This window comes from Nonomuraea rubra (genome assembly GCF_014207985.1).
GTDB classification, from domain to species: domain Bacteria; phylum Actinomycetota; class Actinomycetes; order Streptosporangiales; family Streptosporangiaceae; genus Nonomuraea; species Nonomuraea rubra.
In genome coordinates this window covers 4,909,120-4,930,133 of the sequence record NZ_JACHMI010000001.1, presented here as the reverse complement: position 1 = coordinate 4,930,133, position 21,014 = coordinate 4,909,120, and the positions used below count along the sequence as shown (strand labels likewise).

The following is a 21,014-nucleotide window of genomic DNA, read 5'->3' as shown; positions in this document are numbered from 1 at the left end:
CCTAGACCAGGCGCGAGCCGGCGGGCCCCACCAGCGTGGTGAGGAACCGGTCCAGGTCTTCGGTGTCGGTGCCGGTCCAGGCGATGTACCCGTCGGGGCGGACGAGGGTCAGGGTGTCGGCGGGGGTGGCGGGTTCGACCTGGAGGACCTGGTCGTGGCGGTGGGTGAGGGGGGTGTGGCCGATCAGGACGAAGCGGCGTTCGCGCAGGGCCTGGTACAGGCGGGCGCCGCCGGTCAGGGGGAGGTCGGCGGCGCGGGTGCCGGTACGGTCGGGGGCGCCGTGCGGGGCGGGGTAGTGGTAGCCGATGCCGCTGAGCTGGCCGGTGATCTTCTCGCGGAGGGCCGGGATGGACAGGGCGCCGCGGGCGGCCATGCCGCGCAGGGCCCGCCCGGCGGCCGATTCGATCATGGCGGCGCGGATGAGGGCGCCGCTGCTGCGCAGCACCGACCGGCCGATGGGGTGCCGTTCGTCGTGGTAGCTGTCCAGCAGCGCATCCGGGGCGCCGCGCAGCGCGGCGGCGAGTTTCCAGCTCAGGTTGGCCGCGTCCTGCAGGCCGGTGTTCATGCCCTGCCCGCCGGCCGGGGAGTGCACGTGCGCGGCGTCGCCGGCCAGGAACACCCGGCCGATGCGGTAGTGCGGCACCTGCCGCTCGTCGCTGTGGAAGCGTGACAGCCAGCGCGGCCGGCTCATGCCGTAGTCGTCGCCCAGCGCCCGCCGGGTCACCTCGCGCACCTCCTCCAGGCCGAGCGGCGCGTCGTCGGCGACCACGTGGCGGCGGTCCCAGGCGAAGACGCGGTAGTAGCCGTCGCCGAACGGCGCGATGAACGCGAACGCGTCGCCGACTCCGTTGACGGTCAGCAGCCCGGCCGGTGGCCGGGCCACCTGCACATCCGCCAGCATGATCGACTTCAGCACCGCTTTGCCGGGGAACGGCTGGCCCAGCGCCTGCCGCACCGCACTGCGGTACCCGTCACAGCCCGCCACGTACGATGCCCGGAACTGCCCGGCCGTCGTGGACACCGTGACCCCGCCGTCGTCCTGGGCCAGGCCGCGCACCCCGGCGTCGTAGACGATCTCCACACCGGCGGCCACCGCCCGCTCCAGCAGCAGCCGTTCCACGTTGTACTGCGGCGTGATCAGCAGGAACGGAAACCGGCTCGGCAGCTCCCCCAGATCGACCTCGACCCGCTCGAACAGCCGCACCGTGCGCAGCGCCGCGCCCATCGGCACCAGCCGGTCGGCCAGCCCCCGCGCGTCCAGCTGCTCCAGCGTGCGCGCGTGCACCCCGAACGCCCGCGACAGGTTCGACACCGTGCCGTCCCGGCGCTCCAGCACCGTGACCGCCACCCCCGACTCCGCCAGATCCCCGGCCAGCAGCAGCCCGGTCGGCCCCGCCCCGACCACGATCACCTCGGACATGTTCTGTGCTCCTTAGTAATAGGCACGCATGAGCTCGGTCGCCCAGGCCGGCTGGACCGTCTCGCCCTGCGGGCCGAACTCGGCCATGTACGGCTTGACGTCCAGGACCGGGCTGCCGTCGATGGCGTCCAGCCCGCGTACGCGCAGGTCGAGCCCCTCCACGGCGAGCAGCCGGCAGCGCGAGACGCCCAGCCGGTTCGGGCGGTTCTTGCCGCGCTGGGCGAAGATGCCGACCTCCGGCCACTCCGGGTTCCCCCTGGGGCGGCGGGCGGCGGTGTGCACGTCGGACGGATCCACGCGATGGAACTGGAACAGCACCTCCAGGTGGGAGAACGCGTCCAGCCCGGCGACGCTGCCGGGCCCGAAGCGGGTGCCGTCGAGGCGGATCAGCGCCTCCTCGGTGTTCCAGTCGTCGTCGAACGCCTCGGCCCGGCCGCCGACGACCGTTCCCACGGCCTCGACGATGATCGGCTCCATGGTGATCCTTCCGTGTGTCCCTGTCCTGCGGTTCCCGACAGTAGGGCGTGGCGGGTCCGGGTGAATCAGTCACGGTGACTGAACCTCGTGGGGCTCCGGCAGGCGGGTTAGGTAGGGTCGGCCCATCATGATCGGGCGAAATGCGGAGATCGCCGTGCTCAGCCGGATGATCGCCGAGTCACGGGGCGGCCAGGGCAACGCCGTCGCGCTGTACGGGGTGGCGGGGATCGGCAAGTCGGCGCTGCTGGAGGAGGCCGCGAGCCGGGCGGGGGAACACGCGCTCGTCCTGCGCGCCACCGGCGTCGAGGCCGAGTCCGAGCTGCCGTACGCCGCGCTGCATCTCCTGCTGCGCCCGGCCCGCCACCTGATCGACCGGCTGCCCGCCGGGCAGCGGGCGGCGCTGCGCGGCGCGTTCGGCGAGGGGCACGAAGGCGTTCCCGACCGGTTCCTCGTCGGGCTCGCCGTGCTGACCCTCCTCGCCGACCTCGCCGAGGAGCGGCCGCTGCTGTGCCTGATCGACGACGTGCACTGGCTGGACCGGGCGTCCCTGGACGCGCTGACGTTCGCCGCCCGCCGCCTGGCGGCCGAACGCATCACCATGGTCTTCGCCGGTCGTGACGGGGCCGAGCCTGCGATCAACGGTATTCCGGACCTGCGGATCTCCGGCCTGGCCAGGAGCGACTGCGAACAGTTACTCGCCGGGCTCACCCCCGAGGTCCGGGACCGGGTGATCGAGGAGGCCGAGGGCAACCCGCTGGCGCTGCTGCACTTCGCCGGGATCCTGACGCCCGAGCAGCGGGCCGGGCACCTGGCGCCGCTCCCCCTGCAACCGCCGGAGCCGTCCATGGCGGGGCGGCTGGAGCAGTCGCTGCGCGCCACCGTCCGGCGGCTGCCCGAGCGCGCCCGGCTGCTGCTCCTGGTCGCCGCCGCCGACGGGTCCGGCAGCCTGCGGCTCGTGCTGGGGGCCGCGCAGGCGTTCGGCGCGGGGCCCGAGGACCTGGAGCCGGCCGAGCACGCCGCGCTCATCGACGTCTCCGGCGACCGGCTGCGCTTCCGGCACCCGCTCGTCAAGGCCGCCGCCTACCACGAGGCGCCGCTCGCCCGGCGTACGGCCGCCCACCGGGCGCTGGCCGGCGTCCTCGACGGCGAGGAGCACGCCGACCGGCGGGCCTGGCACCTGTCGGCGGCCACCCTCGAACCCGACGAGCAGACCTCCGCCATCCTCGCCTCGGCCGGCGACCGGGCGGCGGGGCGCGGCAGCAACGCCTCGGCCGCCACCGCGTACGAGCGGGCGGCGCAGCTCACCGTGGACCGGGAACGGCGCGCCCGATGGCTGGCCGCCGCCGCGGAGTCGGCGCTGGGCGCCGGGCAGCTCCCCCGCGCCGCGGCCGCCGCCGACCGGGGGCGCCGCCTGGCCGCCGATCCGCTGCTGCTGGCGCGGCTGGCCAGCGTGCGGGCCGCGGTCGAGGCCGAGCAGGGGGATCCGGCTCCGGCCGCGCACCTGCTCATCGCCGCCGCCGAGGGCATCGTACGGGTCGCGCCCGCCGAGGCCGCGTCGCTGCTCGCCACGGCGGCGGGCGAGGCCTGGTTCGCGGGCGACCGCGGCGCGCTCCGGCGGGCCGCCGGCCTCCTGGAGTCGCTCGCCGCCGACGTGGGGGTGCGGCTGGCGGGGGTGGTCGCGGCCGTCCGCGGCATGGAACGCGTCGCCGCCGGCGACCCCGCCACCGGCCTCCCCCTCCTCCGCACCGCCCTCCCCCTGGACCTGCACGCCGGCGAAGCCTCCGTCGCCGTCACAGACGCGCGCCACCCGGCCGCCATCGCCGTCACAGACGCGGGCCGCCCAGCCGCCGACCTGCCTCTCCTGCGCGCCCTCCCCCAAGACCCGTCCACCCGCGAGACCGCCGCCACCGCGACAGACGTGCACCTGCCCACCGGCGAGGCCGCCGTCGGCATCACCGACGCGGGCCTGCCCGTCCGCGAGGCCGCCATCGCGGCGGCGGACGTGGGCTCGGCCGCCGGCGAAGCCGACGGCCCAGCAACGGGCGCGGGCCTGTCCGCGAGTGGCGTGCTCGCGGCGGTGGAAGGTCGGGAGGTTCCGGTGGTGGGGGGTGTGCGGCCGGTGGTGAGCGGGGGTGGGAGCGAGCGGGTCGCGGGGACCTTTGCGGTGTTCGGCGCGCTCATGACCGGCGACGACGACGCCGCCTGCGAGCTGGCCGCCGCCCGGGTGGCCGCGTGCCGCAGCCGCGGTCTCGTCGGCGCGTTGCCGCACGCCCTGCAGTTGCTCACCCAGGCACAGATCCTGAGCGGCCGGCACACGGAGGCGGCCGCGTCGGGCGCGGAGGCCTGGCAGATCGCCCGCGACACCGGCCAGGAGGGACGGCTGCGCCACCTGCACGGCATCCTCGCCCGCCTGGCCGCCATCCGCGGCGAGGACGACGAGTGCCGTCGCCTGGCCCACCAGGCCGAGGGCTCCGCCCGCGAGCGCAACGGATCCGGCTGGGGCGGATGCGCGCTGACCCTCCTCGACCTGGTACGAGCCCGTTACGACACCGCGGCCGAACGCATGGCGGGCATCCTCGACGGCCCCCTCGGCCACACGGTGATCGTCACCTTCGCCATCGCCGACTACGTCGAGGCCTGTGCCCGCCTCGACGAGCCTGACCGGGCCACCGCCGCGTTCGCCAGGTTCGACGCGTGGGCCGAGGCCAGCGGCCGGCCCTGGGCGGCGGCGGTCGCCCACCGCTGCCGCGCGCTGCTCGCGCCGCGCCAGCGGGCCGAGGCGCACTTCGAGGCCGCCCTCGCGCCGGCTCCCCTGGCCGGGCGCCCCTTCGAGCAGGCGCGCACCCGCCTCCTCTACGGCGAATGGCTGCGGCGCGCCCGCCGCCGCGCCGACGCGGGGACGCAGCTGCGCGCCGCGTTGCACGCCTTCACCGAGCTGGGCGCCGAGCCCTGGGCGGAGCGGGCCCGTACCGAACTGGCCGCGACCGGTGTCCACGCGGCCGAGCCGGGCCCGCCCGCCGCGAGCGCGGCGCTCAGCACGCTGACCTCCCAGGAGCTCCAGGTGGTCCGGCTGGCCGCCACGGGCGCCACGAACCGGCAGATCGGCGCCCAGCTCTTCCTCAGCCCGAGGACCGTGGGTTTCCACCTGTACAAGGCCTATCCCAAGCTGGGCATCTCCTCACGGGCCGAGCTGGCGGGCCTCGATCTGGGCCCGCCATGACGGCGCCTCGTGCCGCACCGGGCGTGCTCAGGCGACCTTGGACGAGCTCGCGGTCCAGGTGTTGCAGGCGCCCGGCTTGCCCGACTTGTACCCCTGTGCCAGCCAGTAGAGCCGGTTCGCGGTCTTGCCCTGGAACCTGTTCTTCCAGAACTCGGGCACCTTGACGACGGGCTTCCAGTCCTTGACCTGACGTCCCACGCTCTTGGCGGACACGCCCACGAAGCAGTCGATCTGCAGGTAGTAGCGGCGGTTCTGCTCGTTCATGACCGGCTCGGAAGCGCCGTTCTCCAGCGCCCACCACGCCTCGCCGATCCCGGTCTGCCCGGTCACCACGCCGCCCCACGTCCTGGTGATGGACGTGAACACGGCGACGTCGTTCTTGGCCTTGATCCAGTCGCCGGCCACGCGGACGCGCAGCTGCGTGGCGCAGATCTCGGAGAAGGAGCCGCCGACCTCCATGCCGGTGGAGCACGACTCCCGGTCGTCGGCGTCCTTGAACACCACCTTCACCGGGACGAAGCCCTTGATGGCCGGCTTCCATGCCTTGTTCAGGCAGCCGACGAGCGTGGTGATGTACTTCTTGGTGGAGGCGCTGGTCGTGCCCTTGTTCAGCTTGCAGGCGACCTTGGGCAGCTTGGCCGCCTTGTAGAGGGCGTTGTGGGTCAGCTCGGGAGCGCCCTTGACCGGCTCGGCGAGCGCGGGGGCGGACAGCAGGGCCAGGCCCAGGGCCGCCCCGGCCGATAAACGGATGATCATAAGGCGGAATACTAGAGGGTGCGGGCGGCGTGCCAGGTCTCAGCACTCGCCGTCGGCGAGCACCCAGTGGTCCGGGCCGGTCTGCCGCAGGCCGTGGGTGATGAACGTGTTCCACAGCCCCATCGGGTCGTTCGAGCCGTTGGCGTAGGTGTAGCCGTTGGACTGGTGGGCACGTCCGGCGGTGGTGTGGGCGTAGTTGCTGGCGCGCACGCAGGTGCCCGGCACGGTGGGAGTCACCGTGGGGGTCGGGGTTGGCGTGGGGGTGGGCGGGGCGCCGCCGTCCAGGCCGAAGAAGCGGGCGTCGTGGTAGGCCGAGCAGATCGTGTCTAGGAAGTAGGCGGCCGTGGCGCCGCACTGGTCGGCCGCGCTGCCCGGGTCCACCGGCAGGCCGTGGCCCATGCCGGCGATCTCGTACAGCCGCACGTCGTCGTCGCCGTACACCGTCAGGGTGGTGCCGCCGGTGAGGGAGCGGGTGGCCGTCGGGGTCTGGGACACGCCGCGCACGTCGGTCCACTGGTCGCGCAGCTGGTCGCCGTTCGCGGGAACGACGGTGTAGTCGGACTGGCCCTGCCAGATCGCCACCCGCGGGTACGGGCCCGCGTGGCCGGGGTGGGCGCCGCGTACCAGGTCGCCCCACTGCCGCGGGGTCCGGCTGGTGGGGCCGTACTGGCAGCTCGACGCCTGGGTCAGGCTGGTGGCGCACCGGTAGGCCAGGCCCGCGCCGATCGACCCGGCCGCGAACACGTCCGGATACGTGGCCAGCATGACCGCCGCCATGGCCCCGCCCGCCGAGAGCCCGCTGACGTGGACGCGCGCGGGGTCGGAGCCGAAGGCGGCCACGGCGTGGGCGACCATGTTGCGGATCGAGGCCGCCTCGCCCTGGCCCCGCGTGGTGTCGCCGGTCTGGAACCAGTTGAAGCAGCTGGCGGAGTTGTTCGCGCTGCCGGTCTGCGCCAGCACCAGGGCGAAGCCCCACTGGTCGGCGTACTTGCGCCAGCCGGAGGAGGCGAAGTAGCCGGCGGCGTTCTGGGTGCAGCCGTGCAGCAGGACGACCAGCGGCCGGCCGCTCGCCAGCCCGTCGGGGCGGTAGGCGTACATGGTGAGGTTGCCGGGGTTCGTCCCGAACGAGGCGACCTGGGACAGCGAGGCCGCCCGCGCCGGCGTCCACGGCAGGAGGGCGAGCAGCAGGAGGGCGAGGGTGCGGCTGAGGAGAGTGGTGGCCATGGCGGACTCCTTGCTTCTGGCACGACTCCGCGGGGGGTGTTGCAGCGCACGCTAGATGCCGGGAGGGGCTCGGGACATGGTGACGAGCCACACTCTTGCCCGGCCGGCCATGGGCCGGTGGCGTCACGAGGTGAGGAGCCGTTGCAGGGGCCGCCGCTCTTGCAGGATGAGGCTCGTCCCCTCGCGCGCGGCCGGCCCCGCCGGGAGCTGCCGTTCCCGGCGCTCACGGACGCGCTCCAGGACGGGGTGCGCATGGAAAGGCGACGATCGGGTAGCCCGCGCGCATGTCCGTTTCGGAGGGATGTCCGGGCTGGGTGCTGGCGGGCCGCTACCGGCTGCAGAACGAGCTCGGCCGGGGCGGCATGGGGAGGGTCTGGCGCGGCCACGACGAGCTGCTCGATCGTCCGGTCGCCGTCAAGGAGGTCACCCTGGACGAGCGGCCGAAGCCCGAGCGTGAGAGCCTGCTGGGCCGCACGATGAGCGAGGCCCGCCTGGCCGCCCGGCTGTCCCATCCGCACATCGCCACCGTCTACGACGTGGTGGTGGCCGACGGACGGCCCTGGATCGTGCTGCAGCTGGTACGCGCCCCGACGCTGGCCGACGTACTGGCCGCAGGCGGGCCCCTGCCACCCGCGGACGTGGCCGGGATCGGCCTCCAGGTACTGGACGCGCTGCGGGCCGCGCACTCCGCCGGAATCGTGCACCGGGACGTCAAGCCCGCCAACATCCTCCTGGACTCCGGCGGGCGGCACGCCGTCCTGACCGACTTCGGGCTGGCCACCGACCTGGAGCGGCCGGTCGCCGTGGGGCTCACCCAGACGGGCATCGTGGTCGGCACGCCCGCCTACATCGCTCCCGAACGTGCTCGCGGCGCGACGGCCGGGCCGGAGAGCGATCTGTGGTCGCTGGGCGTCACGCTGTACACGGCGGTCGAGGGCCGCTGCCCGTTCGAACAGCGCAGCGCCCTGGGCACGATCAGCGCCGTCCTCACCGCCGATCCCGCCCCCTTCGAGCACGCCGGCCCGCTGGCGCCCCTCCTCACCGGGCTGCTGGCCAAGGATCCTGCCGATCGCGTCGGTATCGACGACGCCCGCCGGCACCTGCACCGCATCACCACCCCGCCCGCCTGCCCCGCCCTGCATGCCCCGACGACCGCGACGGCCCCGCCCTCGACGCCCCCGCCCGCGACGCCCCTGGCACCACCGCTGTCCCCGCCCTCCGGCCCTTCTCTCCCGGAAGGCCGCCGCGGCCGGGGCTGGGGCGGGTACGCGCGGCCGGCCGCGGCGGTGAGCGTTCTGATCGCCAGTGTGCTGACGGCCACGTCCTGGCCGGGTGGGCGCGCCACCGAACCGCCTCCCGCCGACAAACCCGCCGTATCAGCCACATTCGCCCCCGCGACGCGCACCGCGATCCTGGAGGCGCAACCCGTGGCCATCAAGCGCGGCGCCCCGCCCACCCGGCACCGCGCCGATCGGCCCACCCCCACCGCCGCACCGGACTCCCTGCCACCCGGCCAGGCGAAGAAGATCACCGGAAAGAACGGCAACGCAGAACACGGCCACAGGCTCCGTTCACCCGGCAAGGGCGGCGGCAAGGGGCACAAATGATCAGGCGAACGCACCTCCGGCGGTGAGGCAAAGCCCCCAGGTCAGGCCCGGGCGAGCGCTGCCGCCAGCTCGGCGTTGCGCCGGGCGAACTCCGCCCATCCGGGCGGCGTGACCACGCCCGCGGCAACGGCCGCCGACCGGCCGCACACGCAGGCCGCCGACCGATCGCACACGCAGGCCGCCGACCGGCCGCACGCGCAGGCCGCCGACCGATCGCATGCGCAGGCTGCCGGTCGGTCGCACTCGCGCTGCCGCCACCCGTTCAGGTGCCCGCCGCGGATGGTGAACGTGACCGCGAACCCGTCCGCCCACCCGCACACCTCGTGATCGCCGCCACCCTCCACGGTGACCCGCTGCACGCTCGTCACCCAGTCCAGCGCGGCCAGCTCCTCCTGGATCCGGCCGGCCAGCTCGAAGTTGAGCGCCGTCGCCGCCTGGTCGCGCGCCACGGTCAGTGCCTCGCGTGCCGCTCCGGCGTTCGTCCCGTCGAGGGTGGCGATGACGGCCGCGGCCAGCCGTTCCCTGGAGGACGGGCCGACGCCGCGGCGGGCCGCCAGGTCGCGTTCGCTCCCGGTGAGCCGTTCACGCGTGTACGCCAGCGGGAACGCCCGGTGCAGCCCCGAGACCGCCTGCCGGGTCCGCGCCCAGCCGAGGTAGGGCCCGAAGCCCACGAGCCCGTCGAACCGGGCGGCGTGGCTCGTCCGCAGCCCGGCGGTGCGCGGGCGCGGGTCGACCACGATGTACATCGGCGACTCCGTGCCGCCCGGCGTACGGTTCCACCTGGGCATGGCGGCTTCCAGCAGGTTCCGCTCCAGCCAGGCGGCCTCGTGCACCGAGCCGCACGCCACGGCCTCGACGCGGGCGATCCTGCGTACCATGCCGCGCAGGTGCGGGCGGTCGCCCAGGTCCCCCCAGTAGGACCGCACGCGGCTCCGGAGGTCGGTGGCGCGCCCGACGTAGAGGACGTGTCCGCGCCGGTCGCGGAACCGGTAGACGCCGGGCTCCCGGGGCAGCCGCGCCGCCGCGCGAACGGCCTGGGATTCATCTGACGCCCGGGCATGAATCGGTAAGCCGTCTACCTGCATCCCATCCTCCCAGGAAACTCCCAGTTAACTCTTATACGCTGCCGATCCCCTGATGTGCAATTATGTCGCAGTGGTTCCTGCCACCTGCATTTATGGAAAAGGAAGCACGGGGGTGAAAGGGCAAGAAATTCGCGCATGGGAGTCGTACAAATTGGTTTCAAGCGAAGGGCCCGACTCCTGCGCGAGGCACTTCGCCCACCGCGGCAACTCATCACCTCGCAGACGGCCGGCGGCGGGATCGCCGACGGGCTCAAGGCCCGGCGCCCTCCGAAGCGCACGCAGATCGTCGACTACGCCTTCCCCACCGTGCCGCGCCTGGTGCGTTCGCCCGTCTTCGTGATCGCCTCCGTACGCTCCGGCTCGACGCTGCTGCGCATGCTGCTCAACAGCCATTCCCGGATCCGCGCACCGCACGAGCTGCACCTGCGCACCATCGGGGTGGAGCTCAGCCCCGGCTACTCCGAGACGTCCATGGAGGAGCTCGGGCTGGACCGGGTGGAGCTGGAGCACGTCGTGTGGGACCGCATCCTGCACCTGGAACTGCTGCGCAGCGGCAAGGACGTCATCGCCGACAAGACGCCCGGCAACGTCTTCATCTGGAAGCGGCTGCACTACGTCTGGCCGGAGGCCAAGTTCGTCTTCCTGCTGCGCCACCCCGAGGGGGTGATCTCCTCGCTGCAGAACCGCAAGGACAACACCACCACCCGGGACGCCCTGGAGGCGACCGCGCTGAAGTACTTCAAGCCCCTGGAGGAGGCCCGCCGCACCCTGAACGGCCTGACCCTCCGGTACGAGGACCTGACCGCCGACCCGGAGCGGGCCACCCACGAAGTCTGCGCGTTCCTGGGCGTGGAGTGGGAGCCGGGGATGCTCGACTACGGCAGGCACTACCAGGGCCAGTTCGTCCCGAACCTGGGTGACCGCAGCGACAACATCAAGTCCGGCCAGGTCCAGGCCGCCCGCACCTTCGACGGCACCGCCGGCCTGCCGCCCGGGCTCGCCAAGTACGCCACCGCCTGGGGCTACACCTGAGCCAGGCGGGATGGGCCCGGGCTTCGTAGAATCGGATCACGCCTCGGGAAACGGAGTCGCATGGGCACGTCCGGCCGACGACGCGTGACGATCGCCGACGTGGCAAGCCACGCGCAGGTCTCCGTCACGGCGGTGTCCAAGGTGATCAACAACGCCTACGGCGTCAGCCCGGCCATGAGGAACAAGGTCAGAACGGCCATCGACGAACTCGGCTACCGCCCCCAGGCGGTGGCCCGGGGCATGCGCGGCCGCACCTTCACCATCGGCCTGGTCCTCCCGCACATCAGGAACCCGTTCTTCGCCGACATCCTGGACGGCCTGACCACCCACCTGGACACCACCGACTACCAGGCCTTCATGATCCAAGGCGGCGCCACCCGCCCCGTCGAACACCGGGCGGTCGACGCCCTGCTCTCCCGCCAGGTCGACGGCCTCATCATGGTCGCGCCCCTCGCGTCCAAGAACCGCCTGGAACACATCGCCCAGGACAAGCCGCTCGTGGTCCTCGCCCGGCACGAACGCTCCCCCCACTACGACTCCGTTCTCGCCGACGACGAGGCGGGCGCCGAACTCGCCGTCGCCCACCTCCTCCAGCTCGGCCACCGCCGCATCGCGCACATCACCCACCAGGACGACAGCCTCGCCCGCCCCGCCGACCTGCTGCACACCATCCGCGCCGCCACCTACCAGCGCCTCATGCGCGAACACGGCCTCGCCGGCCACATCGCCATCGCCACCAGCTACTACAACGAACAAGGCGGCTACGACGGCGCCCGCGAGCTCCTCGCCCGCACCCCTCGCCCCACCGCCATCTTCGCCGGCGCCGACCAGGCCGCCCTCGGTGCCCTGGCCGCCGCCCACGACGCCGGCCTGACCGTCCCCGGCGGCCTCTCCGTCGCCGGCTACGACAACACCCACCTGGCCGCCCTCCCCAACATCGCCCTGACCAGCATCGACCAGGACGGCCACGAAATGGGCCGCGCCGCCGGCAAGCTCCTGCTCGAACGGATCGAGGGCCGCCGGACCCCCGTGCGCTTCACCGTCACCCCCACCCTCATCGTCCGCGCCTCCACCGCCGCGCCGCCGGCTCCATAGTCCGTACGGGACCCCGGCCTCGACGTGGGCGGCCGGCCCGCCTTGAGGTTGCTCCGCGAACGGCACGATCAGTTCGCCGCCGTGGCGTGGGCGACGATGGCGGCGGCGATCTCGTCCAGGGCCAGGACCTGGCTGACCTGGTGGGTGTCGATGGCGGCCGAGGGCATCGAGAAGAACTTGGAGGTGGCCTGGTCCTGGGCGAGCACGGTGCCGCCGCAGTGGCCGACGGCGCGTACTCCGGCCTGGCCGTCATGGCCCATCCCGGTCAGGATGACGGCCAGCGCGCGCGGGCCGCAGGTGACCGCCAGGGTGGCCAGCAGCAGATCGGCCGACGGACGGGAGGGCGGGAGCGGGCCCACCTCGATCAGCCCGATCCGGGCCTCGGAGGTGACCAGCAGGTGCCATCCCGGCGGGATGACCAGGGCCTGGCCGGGCCGCAGTGCCTCTTGGTCGGCGGCGTGCCGCACGGGCAGCTCGGCGTGCCGTGCCAGGATGGCCAGCAGCCGCCCGCGGGGGTTCGCCGGGTCCTGATGCAGGGCGACCAGCACGGCCGCGGGCAAGGTGGCGGGCAGCCGCGCCAGTACCCGGGACAGGGCGTGCACCCCGCCGGCCGAGGCGATCAGCGCCACCACCGGGAAGGACACGGCGAAGCCGCCCCCACCCGCACCGCCCTGGACACCCCGATCCGGGAGGGGACCGGCCGGGCCGTGGTCTGAACCGGTCACCTCACCACTTCACCACAGCGACGACCGTCACCGAAACGCCGGGCCTCGCGCCGCGAGGGAAACCACCCACCCCGGCGCGGGCCGCCACGCGGCTCCCGCCCGGAACGCGGCCGCCCCCGCGCAGGGCGGGCGGCTCGTCCGGGCCGCCGCGCGGCTCCCTGCGGGGAGTGGCCCCCCGGCTGGTGCGGATGGTGGGCGTGCCGCGTGCGTGCTCACGATCGCCGGTGCCGGCGCCGCGCAGGGCGTGCGCTCGGTGGTTCAGTCCTCGGCGGTCAACGGTCGTGCGTGCCGGACCCTGACGCGAACGTGGCTGCCGAGCGGGGGAAGCTCGCCGGCGAGCACGTCGCCGGGGTGCAGGCAGGTCAGCCGCCCGGCGGAGGTGTCGACGTCGGCACGGGTGGCGATGCCGAGCGCGACGACCCGGCGCAGGGTCCCGGTCACCACCGGTACCTCTCCGGCCCGGCGGTCGGGACCGCCCGCAATGTCGCGGGCGTCGGGGAGGTCGGGCGGGGCGAGGAGGAGCTGGGTGTGCTCGGGGCGGGCGGCGAGGGTGTGGGGCCGTCCGGTGAGGGCCGGCGGCAGGAGGTTGGTGTAGCCGAGCAGCCGGGCCGTGCCGGCGTCACTCGGGTGATCCAGCACCTCGGCGGTCGGGCCGTGCCGGCGGATCCGGCCGCCGATCAGCAGCGCCGTGTCCTCGGCCAGGGCCAGGGCCTCCTGCCGGTCGTGGGTGACCAGGAGCGTCGCGGTGGGCTGCCCGCTCAGCGCGGCGCGCAGGTCGGCGAGCAGGTCGGCGCGGGTCGTGGCGTCCAGCCCGCTGAACGGCTCGTCGAGCAGCAGCACCCGGGGCCCGACGGCGAGCGCGCGGGTGATGCTGACCCGCTGGGCCTCGCCGATGGACAGGCTGCGGGCGTCCCGATCGGCGAGGGCCGCCAGGCCGAGCGCCTCGATCCACGGCCACGCCCGGGCCCGGGCCTCGCGGCGGCCGACGCCACGGAAACGCAGCCCGCTGATCACGTTGTCGGCCACCGTGCCGCGGCGCAGGATCGGCCGTTGCAGCACGGCGGCGATCGCCTCGCGCAGCTGCGGCGGCGTCGCGGGGCAGCCGTCGAGCAGGATCTGCCCGCTGACCCGGTGGCTGCTGAGCAGGCCCAGCGCACGCAGCAGGGTGGACTTGCCCGCGCCGTTGGGACCGAGCACGGCCAGCGTACGTCCCGAGGCGACGTGCAGCTCCGGCACGCTGAGCAGCTCCCGTCCACCGGCCCGCACGCGCAGGTCCCGGCAACCGATCCCGCCCATCCCGGCGCACCGCGCCCCAGTCCCTGCGCTCGGGCCGACCGCCGCGCGATCCGTCCCGGCCCCAGCGTTCGGGCCGGTCACCGTGGCACGGTCCGTCGCTGTTGCAGCAGTGTCAGCGCCAGGTTCACGCCGAACGCGATCATCAGCAGGATCAGCCCGAACGCGATGGCGAGCGAGAACTGCCCCCGGCTGGTAGCCAGAACCGCCGCGGTGGTGAGCACCCGGGTCTGCCCGGCCAGGTTGCCGCCCACCATCTGCGCGGCCCCCACCTCGCTCACCACCGCCCCGAACGCCGCCATCGCCGCAGCCAGCAACGGCAGCCTGGCCTCGTTCAGCAGCGCCGCGAACGCCCGGGTCGCCGTCGCTCCCAGACCCTGCATCTGCACCCGGAAGTCGGGATCGACCTGCTGCAGCGCGGCCGTGACCAGCGCGACCACGATCGGGGTGGCGATCGCGGCCTGGGCGACGACCATGGCGGCCGGCGTGTAGAGCAGCCCGAGCCCGCCCAGCGGCCCGCTGCGCCACAACAGCACGGTGACGAACAGCCCGACCACGACCGGCGGCATGCCCATCCCGGTGTTGGCCGCCGCCAGGACGACCCGCCGGCCGGGGAAGCGCGCCAGCGCCAGGGCCGCGCCCAGCGGCAGCCCCACAAGCAGCGCGATCGCGGTCGCGGTCAGCGACACGCGCAAGGTCAGCATCATGATCGACCAGCTGTCCTGGTCGCCGGAGACCAGCAGGCCGATCGCGTCCGCCAGCCCGTCGAACAGCACGTCCATCTCGTCACTCCCCGGGCGGGCTCACTGGCATCTCGTCACTCCCTGGCCGGCTCACTGGCCCAGTGCCGCCTCGTCGGCGCCCGCGTCCGGGGTGAACAGCGGCCGCCCGTACTTCGCCCGCCCGAACTCGCCGATGAGCCGCTGCGCGGCCGGGGCGACGATCCAGTCGGCGAACGCCCTCGCCCCGTCGGCCCGCACCCGCTCGCCTGCCTTCGTGGTCAGCTCGATGACGTGGTAGACGTTCAGCAGCCCCGGGTCGCCCTCGCCGAGCACCTCCAGCTCCAGGCTGCCGCGCTGGGTGAGGAACGTGGCCCGGTCCGACAACGTGTACGCGGCCTTCTCGCTGGCGACCCGCAGCGTCTCGCCCATGCCCTGCCCGGTGGACTGGTACCACGTTCCGCCCGGTTCCACCGCGGCGCCGGACCACAGGTCCTGCTCCCTGGCGTGGGTTCCCGACTCGTCCCCCCGGGAGACGAACGTCGCCCGCGCCGCCTCGATCCTCTTCATCGCCTCCGCGCTCTTCGCGCCCCTGATCCGGGCCGGATCGGCCGGCGGGCCGAGCAGCACGAAGTCGTTGTGCATCACCAGCCGCCGCTGTCCGGCGCTGCCCTCGGCCACGAACTTCTCCTCCGCCGCGGGGGAATGCACCAGCAGTACGTCGGCCTCCCCGCGCCGGCCCAGCTCGATGGCCTGCCCGCTGCCGACCGCCAGGGTCTTGACCTGCCAGCCGCTGTCGCGGGTGAAGGCCGGGAGCAGCTCGTCGAGCAGCCCGCTGTCCTGGGTGCTGGTCGTGGTGGCGAGGATCAGTGACCTGTCCGCCGGCGGGCTCGCCTCGGGCCCGCCGGTCGAGGGGGTGCTCCCGCACCCGGCCAGTAACACCGTCACGACCCACGCGCAAACGACCAAGAGCCTGCTTCTCACCAGTTCTGGCCCCATCTGTGCTACTACAGAGCAAGGCAAGTGTAGGAGTCACGCGGGCACGACGGCCAGAGCAGCCGGCCTGGCCGGTCGGAGAGAGGCGCGGATCAGCTCGCCGCCGCGGAGGAGCCGTCGCCCCGCCACGGCCGCAGGTACGTGCTGAGGGGCAGGTCCAGCCGCAGCCGGAGCCGGCTGTGGCCGTCAGGATGGTCGAGGCTGACCTCGTCGCACAGGCGGTGGATCAGCCACAGGCTCAGCTGCCCGGCGTCGGCGGGGGGCGAGGGCAGGCGCTCGACGGTGGCGAGGTGTTCGGGGCGCAACCGGCCCGCGCTGTCGCAGATCTCCACGACGATGCTGGTGGGGCTGGTGTAGGCGGTCACGGTGCCGCCGCCCGCGCCGTGGTCGAGGACGTTGGTGACGGCCTCGTTGACCGCGAGCACCAGATGGTCCACCCGGGTGCCGGGCAGTTTCGTGTGGCGGGCGTAGACCCTGATGAGGTCCCGGATGAGCGCCAGGTCGTAGGTGATGGGGCAGTGCAGGCGGAAGGGTGCTTGCATGGCTACCTCACCCCTGGGGCGGAAGGGGGGTGGCGTAAAGCGTACGAGTGCGGGCAGAGGGTGAGACGACCGAGTAAGCGAACAGAGCCGGGCACACCCATGGTGCCCACCGGCGGCTCGGCCGCGACGGACGCGGCGTGCCGGCCGGTGCCTGGCGAGAAAGGCCGATCGCCCGACATCTGCTCTCCTCCTTGCCCGATGTGCCGCCGCTGAGCGCTCGCGCGGCGTGCCGGGCGCTCAAGCTTCCGGCGATCTTCTCGCGGTGCCCTCGTACGTTGTGTGCGCCCATGTCCTGCCATGCCCGGACATGGGGCATGGCTCGGCTCTGCCCTGAGAGAGCCCCTCGTGGCGTGGAGTGCGATGAGCGACAGAACCGGCGGCGCTGCTGACGTGCTGCCCATGGTGCACCCCTTCGGCCTGCGCGTGCGCGGCGACATCGACCGTGCCAGCCGGCCTCTGCTGGCCCGCGCGCTGGCCTGGGCGGTGCGCATGAGCAAGGCCGACATCCACCTTGATCTGTCCGAGCTTACCTTCATCGATGCCGCCGGCCTGCAGCTCGTCGTCCGGACGGCCGCCGGTCTGCCGCCGCCGCGCGCGCTGGTCCTCATGAACGCGCCGGCCACCGTTCTGGAGCTGCTGACCCTGCTCAGCTGGCAGCTCGACCCGGAGCGGCGGCTGCGCCCGGAAGGGGGCGCGGCCGATCCGCAGGGACCCGATCCGGCACCGGCCCCACCGCGCTGACCCGCGTTCACCTGGGACCACCACCCGAGCCTGCCCAGGTCGTGGCCTCGGCCAGGCTGCGGTACGGCGGGAACAGGTGGACGAGCTGGGTGATGGTCAGCAGCCGCGCCAGGGTGCCCCGCACACCGATCAGCCGCAGTCCCCCGCCACGCTCCTCGGCCTGGCGCTGGCTGCTGATGAGCGTCCACAACCCGCCGGAATCGCAGAACGTCAGCCCCGCCACGTCCACCACGATCTTCGGCGTGCCCGCCTGGAGCAACCCGGTGAAGGTCTCGGCCAGCGGCTGCTGCGTCGTACGGTCGACCTCTCCGTCCAGCCGCACCACGTGACAGCCCTGCACGTGCTGGACGTCGATGAAGAGGTCCGTCATGGCGCCGGCCGTCCCCACGCTCGCGCCGCCCCGCCCGCACCCGCCGGCCCGGGCGGCGATATCCGACAACATCCCCGCGCTACCCGTGCCCGGCATCGTTCTTCCTGAGGGGCGCCCGGGTAAGCAAGGTATGGCGGTGAGGCCAGTCCGGAGGCGCGGCTACCCTTCCTGCGTGCTCGCGGGCCGCTGGCACGAGCTGGACTGCAAGCCCGTGCAGCTCCGCTCGCCCGAGATCAGCAGCACGATGCCGATCATGAGCACCGCGCAGGTCAGCATCACGAGCATGCACCAGACCTGCAGCAGCGAGCGGTTCCCCGTCAGGGTCGGCAGCGGCTCCGTCTCGGAGTCCAGCGCGCCGGAGAGCATGGCGTCGAGCTCGGGCTCCTCCCGGACGAGGCGGCGTTCCAGCTCCCTCAGCGCCCGGCGCTCCTCCCGCGAAAGTCCCATGTGCCACGCCCCCGATCGTCCCGCGGCCCACCCGCCCCCGTCACGTCATGCGGGGCCGGTGGTGCGGCAGGCGTCCATTTCATCCAGCCGGATCGGGCGTGCCAAGAAAACCTTGCACACTGCAACAAACCTGTGATGCGACGGCCACGTGCGGCCTGTCAGGTGGCGCCGGTCAGGCCCTTGCTCCGGTCGTGCAGCGTGAGCGTGGCCGCCTTCTCCGCCGGCGCGCCGGGCCTGCTGACGTAACGGAGGATCTTGAAGTCGGCGGTCAGGTCGGCCGGGGTGACCCGGAGCATGAGGTAGCCGCGATGGCGGAGGTGCAGCTTCAGGTGCGGGTTGGCCGCGAGCAGCGGGTCCGCGGCCGGGTCGAGGTCCTGGCCGTCGCCGCCGCTGGTGATGGAGGTGACGGCGAATTCGGCGCCGACAGGGCGGGAGGCCGGATCGTCGTAGTCGAGGACGAGGTTCCCCGCCCAGTGGGCGTGCACGTCGCCGGTGAGCACGGCGACGTTGCGGGCCTTGGCCTGGACCCAGCCCTCGGTGACGCGCAGGCGGGCGGCGGTGTAGCCGTCCCAGGCGTCCTGCCGGACCAGCCGGTCGAGGCCCGGGTCCCGGTCGCGCTGGCCGAAGAAGACCTGCTGGCCGATGAGGTCCCAGCGCGACCCGGACCTGCGCAGGCCGTCCAGGAGCCACTGTTCCTGGTCCAGGCCGAGCATCGTGCGGCTCGGCCCCGCCGGGAGCGAGCAGCTGCGGTAGCCGGCGCCGCACAGGTGCGGGTCGCGGTACTGCCGGGTGTCGAGCACGTGCAGGGCGGCGAGGCCGCCCCAGCGCAGGCGCCGGTAGAGCTGGACGGCCGTGCCGCCGGGGCGGGCCGGCGACCGTAGCGGCATGTGCTCGTAGTAGGCGCGGAAGGCGACGCGGCGGCGCTCGGCGGGGATGAGGCTGGTCCAGTTGTTGACCACCTCGTGGTCGTCCAGGACCGCCACCCACGGCGCGGCGGCGTGGGCGGCGCGCAGGTCGGGGTCGGTCTTGTACAGGGCGTGCCTGCGCCGGTAGTCCGCCAGGGTCACGGCCTCCGCGCCCTGGTGGTCGCGGACGTTGCCGGCCGGCGTGAGCTCCTGGTCGCTGCCCTGCTCGTAGATGTAGTCACCCAGGTTGAGTACGAGATCGGGCCGCTCGGACGCGATCGCGGCGTAGGCCGTGAAGTAGCCGTGCTGGTAGTTGGCGCAGGAGCAGACGGCCAGGCGCAACGGGCGCCCCATCGTGCCCGGAGCGGGCGTGGTCAGCGCCCGCCCGGTCGGCGACACGTGCGCGCCCGCCTTGAAGCGGTACCAGTACGGCCTGCCCGGCCGCAGCCCCGCGACCTCGACGTGGACGGTGTGCGCCCACTCCCTGACCGCCTCCTGGGTGCCGCGGCGGACGACGTTCTTGCCCGCGGCGTCGGTGGACACCTGCCAGTGCACCGGCACGGGCGCCTCCGGCATGCCGCCGAGCCCGTCCTCCGCCAGCGGCACCGGGGCCAGGCGGGTCCACAGCACGAACCCGCCCGGGTCCGGGTCGCCGCTGGCGACGCCCAGGGTGAACGGCTCGCCGAAGGGCGCCGACGGCACCAGGGACGGCAGGCCCGAGGAGAGCCCCGCCGCCAGGAATGATCTCCTGCTCAACACAGCAGCATGATCGCCGCGACCGGCCTCTGTCAGGACGAGGACACGCCAGCCCCTGGGAAAGAACAGACCCGGGCACTTCAGGCCCCATGGTCAGCCCCTCCCCGTGCGCCCCCCGCTAGACTGGACGAACCAATCCAGTGCGAGCACATCGAGAAGGCGGCCACGTGACAGGCAGACGTACGCGCGGGCCGGGCGTGCACCACGAGCAGCGCCGCAACGAGATCGCCGACGCCGTGCTCGCCATCGTCGCGGAGCGCGGCCTGGCCGCCGTGTCGCTGACCACCGTCGCCGGCCGGGCCGGCATCTCACCGGGCCGCGTGCAGCACTACTTCCCCGCCAAGCACCAGCTCATCGAGGCCGCCTTCGAGCGCGGCAACGAGCTGTCCAGCGTACGCATCCGGCAGAAGACCGGCTCCGACCTCGGCGCCGCCGATCCCCGCCTGGTGCTCACCACCGTGCTCACCGAGCTCATCCCGTACGACGCCGCCACCGAAGCCCACATGCGCGTGCGCCAGTCCTTTCACGCCCTCGGCTTCGCCGAGGAGAGCATCGCGGCCCGGCTGCGCGCCCTGTACGCAGAGTTCCACCGCGAGATGGCGCAGCTCATCGGCAAGGACCAGGAGGCCGGACGCATCCGCGGCGGCGTGCGGCCGGACGGCACGGCCCTGACCCTGGTGGCCCTGGCGGAGGGGCTGGCCGCCTACGTCCTGACCGGCGTCGTCACCGCGCAGGTGGCACGTGACCGGCTGCTCGACGAGATCGCCGGGCTCTACGGGCGATCAGAAGGGTGATCAGACGGGCGATCGGAAGGGCGATCAGACGGGTGCGCCGTTCAGGGTCTCGACCTCGCCCGTGTCCAGGGAGTAGTACGCGCCGACCACGGCCAGGGTGCCCTTGGCCACCAGCGGGGCGAGGTCCTGGTTGCCGCGCAGGGCATCCGCCGTCAGCTTGACCTGCGCTCTGGCCATCGTGTCGGCGGGGTCGGCGTGCCGTTCCGCCGCCGCCTGCTCGTATGCGGGGCGCAGGGCCTCCGTGATCGCCTGAAGGTTGCCCGGCAGCGGCCGGTCGGCCCGCAGGGCCTGGTACGCGGCGGAGACCGCGCCGCACCGCTGGTGGCCGAGCACCACGATCAACGGGGTTCCGCTGGTCATCGGCCCGTACTCGACGGAGCCGGTGATCACGGGCCCCAGGGTCGCCCCGCCGCTGCGCATGACGAACAGATCGCCCAGGCCGGTGTCGAACACGAGCTCCGGCGGCACCCGGGAGTCGATGCAGGACAGCACCGCCCCGTAGGGTTGCTGGCCGGCGGCCAGCAGTTGCCGGCGGGTGGGGTCGCGGTCCGGGTGCCGGAGCGCGTTGCTCACCCAGCGGCCGTTGCCCGCCATCAGCCGTTCGTAGGCGGCCTCCGGCGTCCGGGGGGCCGCGGAGGACGGCTCCGCGGGGCGCGGCGAGGCCGCCGGATCGGCCGGTGAGCAGCCGGCCAGGCAGGCCGCCGTCAGGGTCGCCGCGGCGGTGAGCAGCGTGCGCCGCTCCGAGTCGTCCGCCACGCGTGGGCCGCCGCCATGGTGCCGCATCTCTTCACCGCGATTCTTCGCTACCCG

The 21,014-nt window shown here is 73.7% G+C and carries 20 protein-coding genes; 6 read left to right on the top strand and 14 right to left on the bottom strand.

Features of this window, described 5'->3' with window-relative positions:
• Position 1: 1 nt before the first annotated feature.
• Entirely contained in the window at positions 2 to 1,420 is a 1,419-nt protein-coding gene (locus HD593_RS22435; protein WP_185104094.1) for an FAD-dependent monooxygenase, read from the bottom strand.
• 12 nt (positions 1,421 to 1,432) lie between these two features.
• A complete protein-coding gene (locus HD593_RS22430; RefSeq protein WP_185104093.1) occupies positions 1,433 to 1,897 on the bottom strand; it encodes an SAM-dependent methyltransferase in 465 nt (154 codons plus the stop codon).
• Positions 1,898 to 2,024: 127 nt separating this feature from the next.
• On the opposite strand from HD593_RS22430, the gene HD593_RS22425 reads away from it, so the two are divergent.
• Positions 2,025 to 5,117 carry a helix-turn-helix transcriptional regulator gene (locus HD593_RS22425; RefSeq protein WP_185104092.1) on the top strand — a complete coding sequence of 1,031 codons (3,093 nt, stop codon included), beginning with the start codon at positions 2,025 to 2,027 and terminating at the stop codon, positions 5,115 to 5,117.
• A gap of 27 nt (positions 5,118 to 5,144) precedes the next feature.
• On the opposite strand, the gene HD593_RS22420 is transcribed toward HD593_RS22425, so the two are convergent.
• Positions 5,145 to 5,873, bottom strand: coding sequence for a hypothetical protein (locus HD593_RS22420; RefSeq protein ID WP_185104091.1), 729 nt, complete (start codon positions 5,871 to 5,873; stop codon positions 5,145 to 5,147).
• A 39-nt stretch (positions 5,874 to 5,912) separates the two neighbouring features.
• Positions 5,913 to 7,097, bottom strand: a complete 1,185-nt coding sequence (locus HD593_RS22415) for an extracellular catalytic domain type 1 short-chain-length polyhydroxyalkanoate depolymerase (protein ID WP_185104090.1) — start codon at positions 7,095 to 7,097, stop codon at positions 5,913 to 5,915.
• A 284-nt stretch (positions 7,098 to 7,381) separates the two neighbouring features.
• Here HD593_RS22415 and HD593_RS22410 point away from each other — a divergent pair, with 284 nt between their 5' ends.
• Complete coding sequence (locus tag HD593_RS22410) at positions 7,382 to 8,704, top strand: serine/threonine-protein kinase (protein WP_185104089.1); 1,323 nt, start codon at positions 7,382 to 7,384, stop codon at positions 8,702 to 8,704.
• Between the two features lie 41 nt (positions 8,705 to 8,745).
• Here HD593_RS22410 and HD593_RS22405 read toward each other — a convergent pair whose 3' ends face one another.
• Complete coding sequence (locus HD593_RS22405) at positions 8,746 to 9,789, bottom strand: excinuclease ABC subunit UvrC (RefSeq protein WP_185104088.1); 1,044 nt, start codon at positions 9,787 to 9,789, stop codon at positions 8,746 to 8,748.
• Positions 9,790 to 9,924: 135 nt separating this feature from the next.
• Between HD593_RS22405 and HD593_RS22400 the strand changes: the two genes are divergently transcribed.
• On the top strand, positions 9,925 to 10,821 hold the full coding sequence (locus HD593_RS22400; protein WP_185104087.1) for a sulfotransferase family protein: 897 nt from the start codon (positions 9,925 to 9,927) through the stop codon (positions 10,819 to 10,821).
• A gap of 99 nt (positions 10,822 to 10,920) precedes the next feature.
• The gene (locus HD593_RS22395; protein ID WP_312903624.1) at positions 10,921 to 11,916 is read left to right on the top strand and encodes a LacI family DNA-binding transcriptional regulator; all 996 of its coding nucleotides are present in this window, start codon (positions 10,921 to 10,923) and stop codon (positions 11,914 to 11,916) included.
• 68 nt (positions 11,917 to 11,984) lie between these two features.
• On the opposite strand, the gene HD593_RS22390 is transcribed toward HD593_RS22395, so the two are convergent.
• The 5 genes from HD593_RS22390 to HD593_RS22370 all read right to left on the bottom strand — a co-directional run bounded on the left by HD593_RS22390 (position 11,985) and on the right by HD593_RS22370 (position 16,191).
• A complete protein-coding gene (locus HD593_RS22390; protein WP_185104085.1) occupies positions 11,985 to 12,641 on the bottom strand; it encodes a chemotaxis protein CheB in 657 nt (218 codons plus the stop codon).
• Positions 12,642 to 12,899: 258 nt separating this feature from the next.
• Positions 12,900 to 13,937: an ABC transporter ATP-binding protein gene (locus HD593_RS22385; RefSeq protein ID WP_185104084.1), complete on the bottom strand. Its 1,038-nt coding sequence runs from the start codon at positions 13,935 to 13,937 to the stop codon at positions 12,900 to 12,902.
• Positions 13,938 to 14,014: 77 nt separating this feature from the next.
• The gene (locus tag HD593_RS22380; RefSeq protein WP_185104083.1) at positions 14,015 to 14,716 is read right to left on the bottom strand and encodes an ABC transporter permease; all 702 of its coding nucleotides are present in this window, start codon (positions 14,714 to 14,716) and stop codon (positions 14,015 to 14,017) included.
• 51 nt (positions 14,717 to 14,767) lie between these two features.
• Positions 14,768 to 15,601 (bottom strand): ABC transporter substrate-binding protein, encoded by an 834-nt coding sequence (locus HD593_RS22375; RefSeq protein ID WP_221524885.1) that lies wholly within the window; start codon positions 15,599 to 15,601, stop codon positions 14,768 to 14,770.
• 140 nt (positions 15,602 to 15,741) lie between these two features.
• Positions 15,742 to 16,191 (bottom strand): ATP-binding protein, encoded by a 450-nt coding sequence (locus HD593_RS22370; RefSeq protein ID WP_185104081.1) that lies wholly within the window; start codon positions 16,189 to 16,191, stop codon positions 15,742 to 15,744.
• 360 nt (positions 16,192 to 16,551) lie between these two features.
• Between HD593_RS22370 and HD593_RS22365 the strand changes: the two genes are divergently transcribed.
• On the top strand, positions 16,552 to 16,932 hold the full coding sequence (locus HD593_RS22365; RefSeq protein ID WP_185104080.1) for an STAS domain-containing protein: 381 nt from the start codon (positions 16,552 to 16,554) through the stop codon (positions 16,930 to 16,932).
• A gap of 7 nt (positions 16,933 to 16,939) precedes the next feature.
• On the opposite strand, the gene HD593_RS22360 is transcribed toward HD593_RS22365, so the two are convergent.
• The 3 genes from HD593_RS22360 to HD593_RS22350 form a co-directional block, all read right to left on the bottom strand.
• On the bottom strand, positions 16,940 to 17,398 hold the full coding sequence (locus HD593_RS22360; protein WP_185104079.1) for an STAS domain-containing protein: 459 nt from the start codon (positions 17,396 to 17,398) through the stop codon (positions 16,940 to 16,942).
• Between the two features lie 63 nt (positions 17,399 to 17,461).
• Positions 17,462 to 17,749 carry a DUF3040 domain-containing protein gene (locus HD593_RS22355; RefSeq protein ID WP_185104078.1) on the bottom strand — a complete coding sequence of 96 codons (288 nt, stop codon included), beginning with the start codon at positions 17,747 to 17,749 and terminating at the stop codon, positions 17,462 to 17,464.
• A 158-nt stretch (positions 17,750 to 17,907) separates the two neighbouring features.
• On the bottom strand, positions 17,908 to 19,413 hold the full coding sequence (locus tag HD593_RS22350; protein ID WP_185104077.1) for an alkaline phosphatase D family protein: 1,506 nt from the start codon (positions 19,411 to 19,413) through the stop codon (positions 17,908 to 17,910).
• A gap of 164 nt (positions 19,414 to 19,577) precedes the next feature.
• Here HD593_RS22350 and HD593_RS22345 point away from each other — a divergent pair, with 164 nt between their 5' ends.
• Positions 19,578 to 20,204, top strand: coding sequence for a TetR/AcrR family transcriptional regulator (locus HD593_RS22345; protein ID WP_312903622.1), 627 nt, complete (start codon positions 19,578 to 19,580; stop codon positions 20,202 to 20,204).
• Between the two features lie 24 nt (positions 20,205 to 20,228).
• Here the strand turns inward: HD593_RS22345 and HD593_RS22340 are convergent, their stop codons facing one another.
• Positions 20,229 to 20,960, bottom strand: coding sequence for a carbonic anhydrase (locus HD593_RS22340; RefSeq protein ID WP_221524884.1), 732 nt, complete (start codon positions 20,958 to 20,960; stop codon positions 20,229 to 20,231).
• Between the last annotated feature and the right edge of the window lie 54 nt (positions 20,961 to 21,014).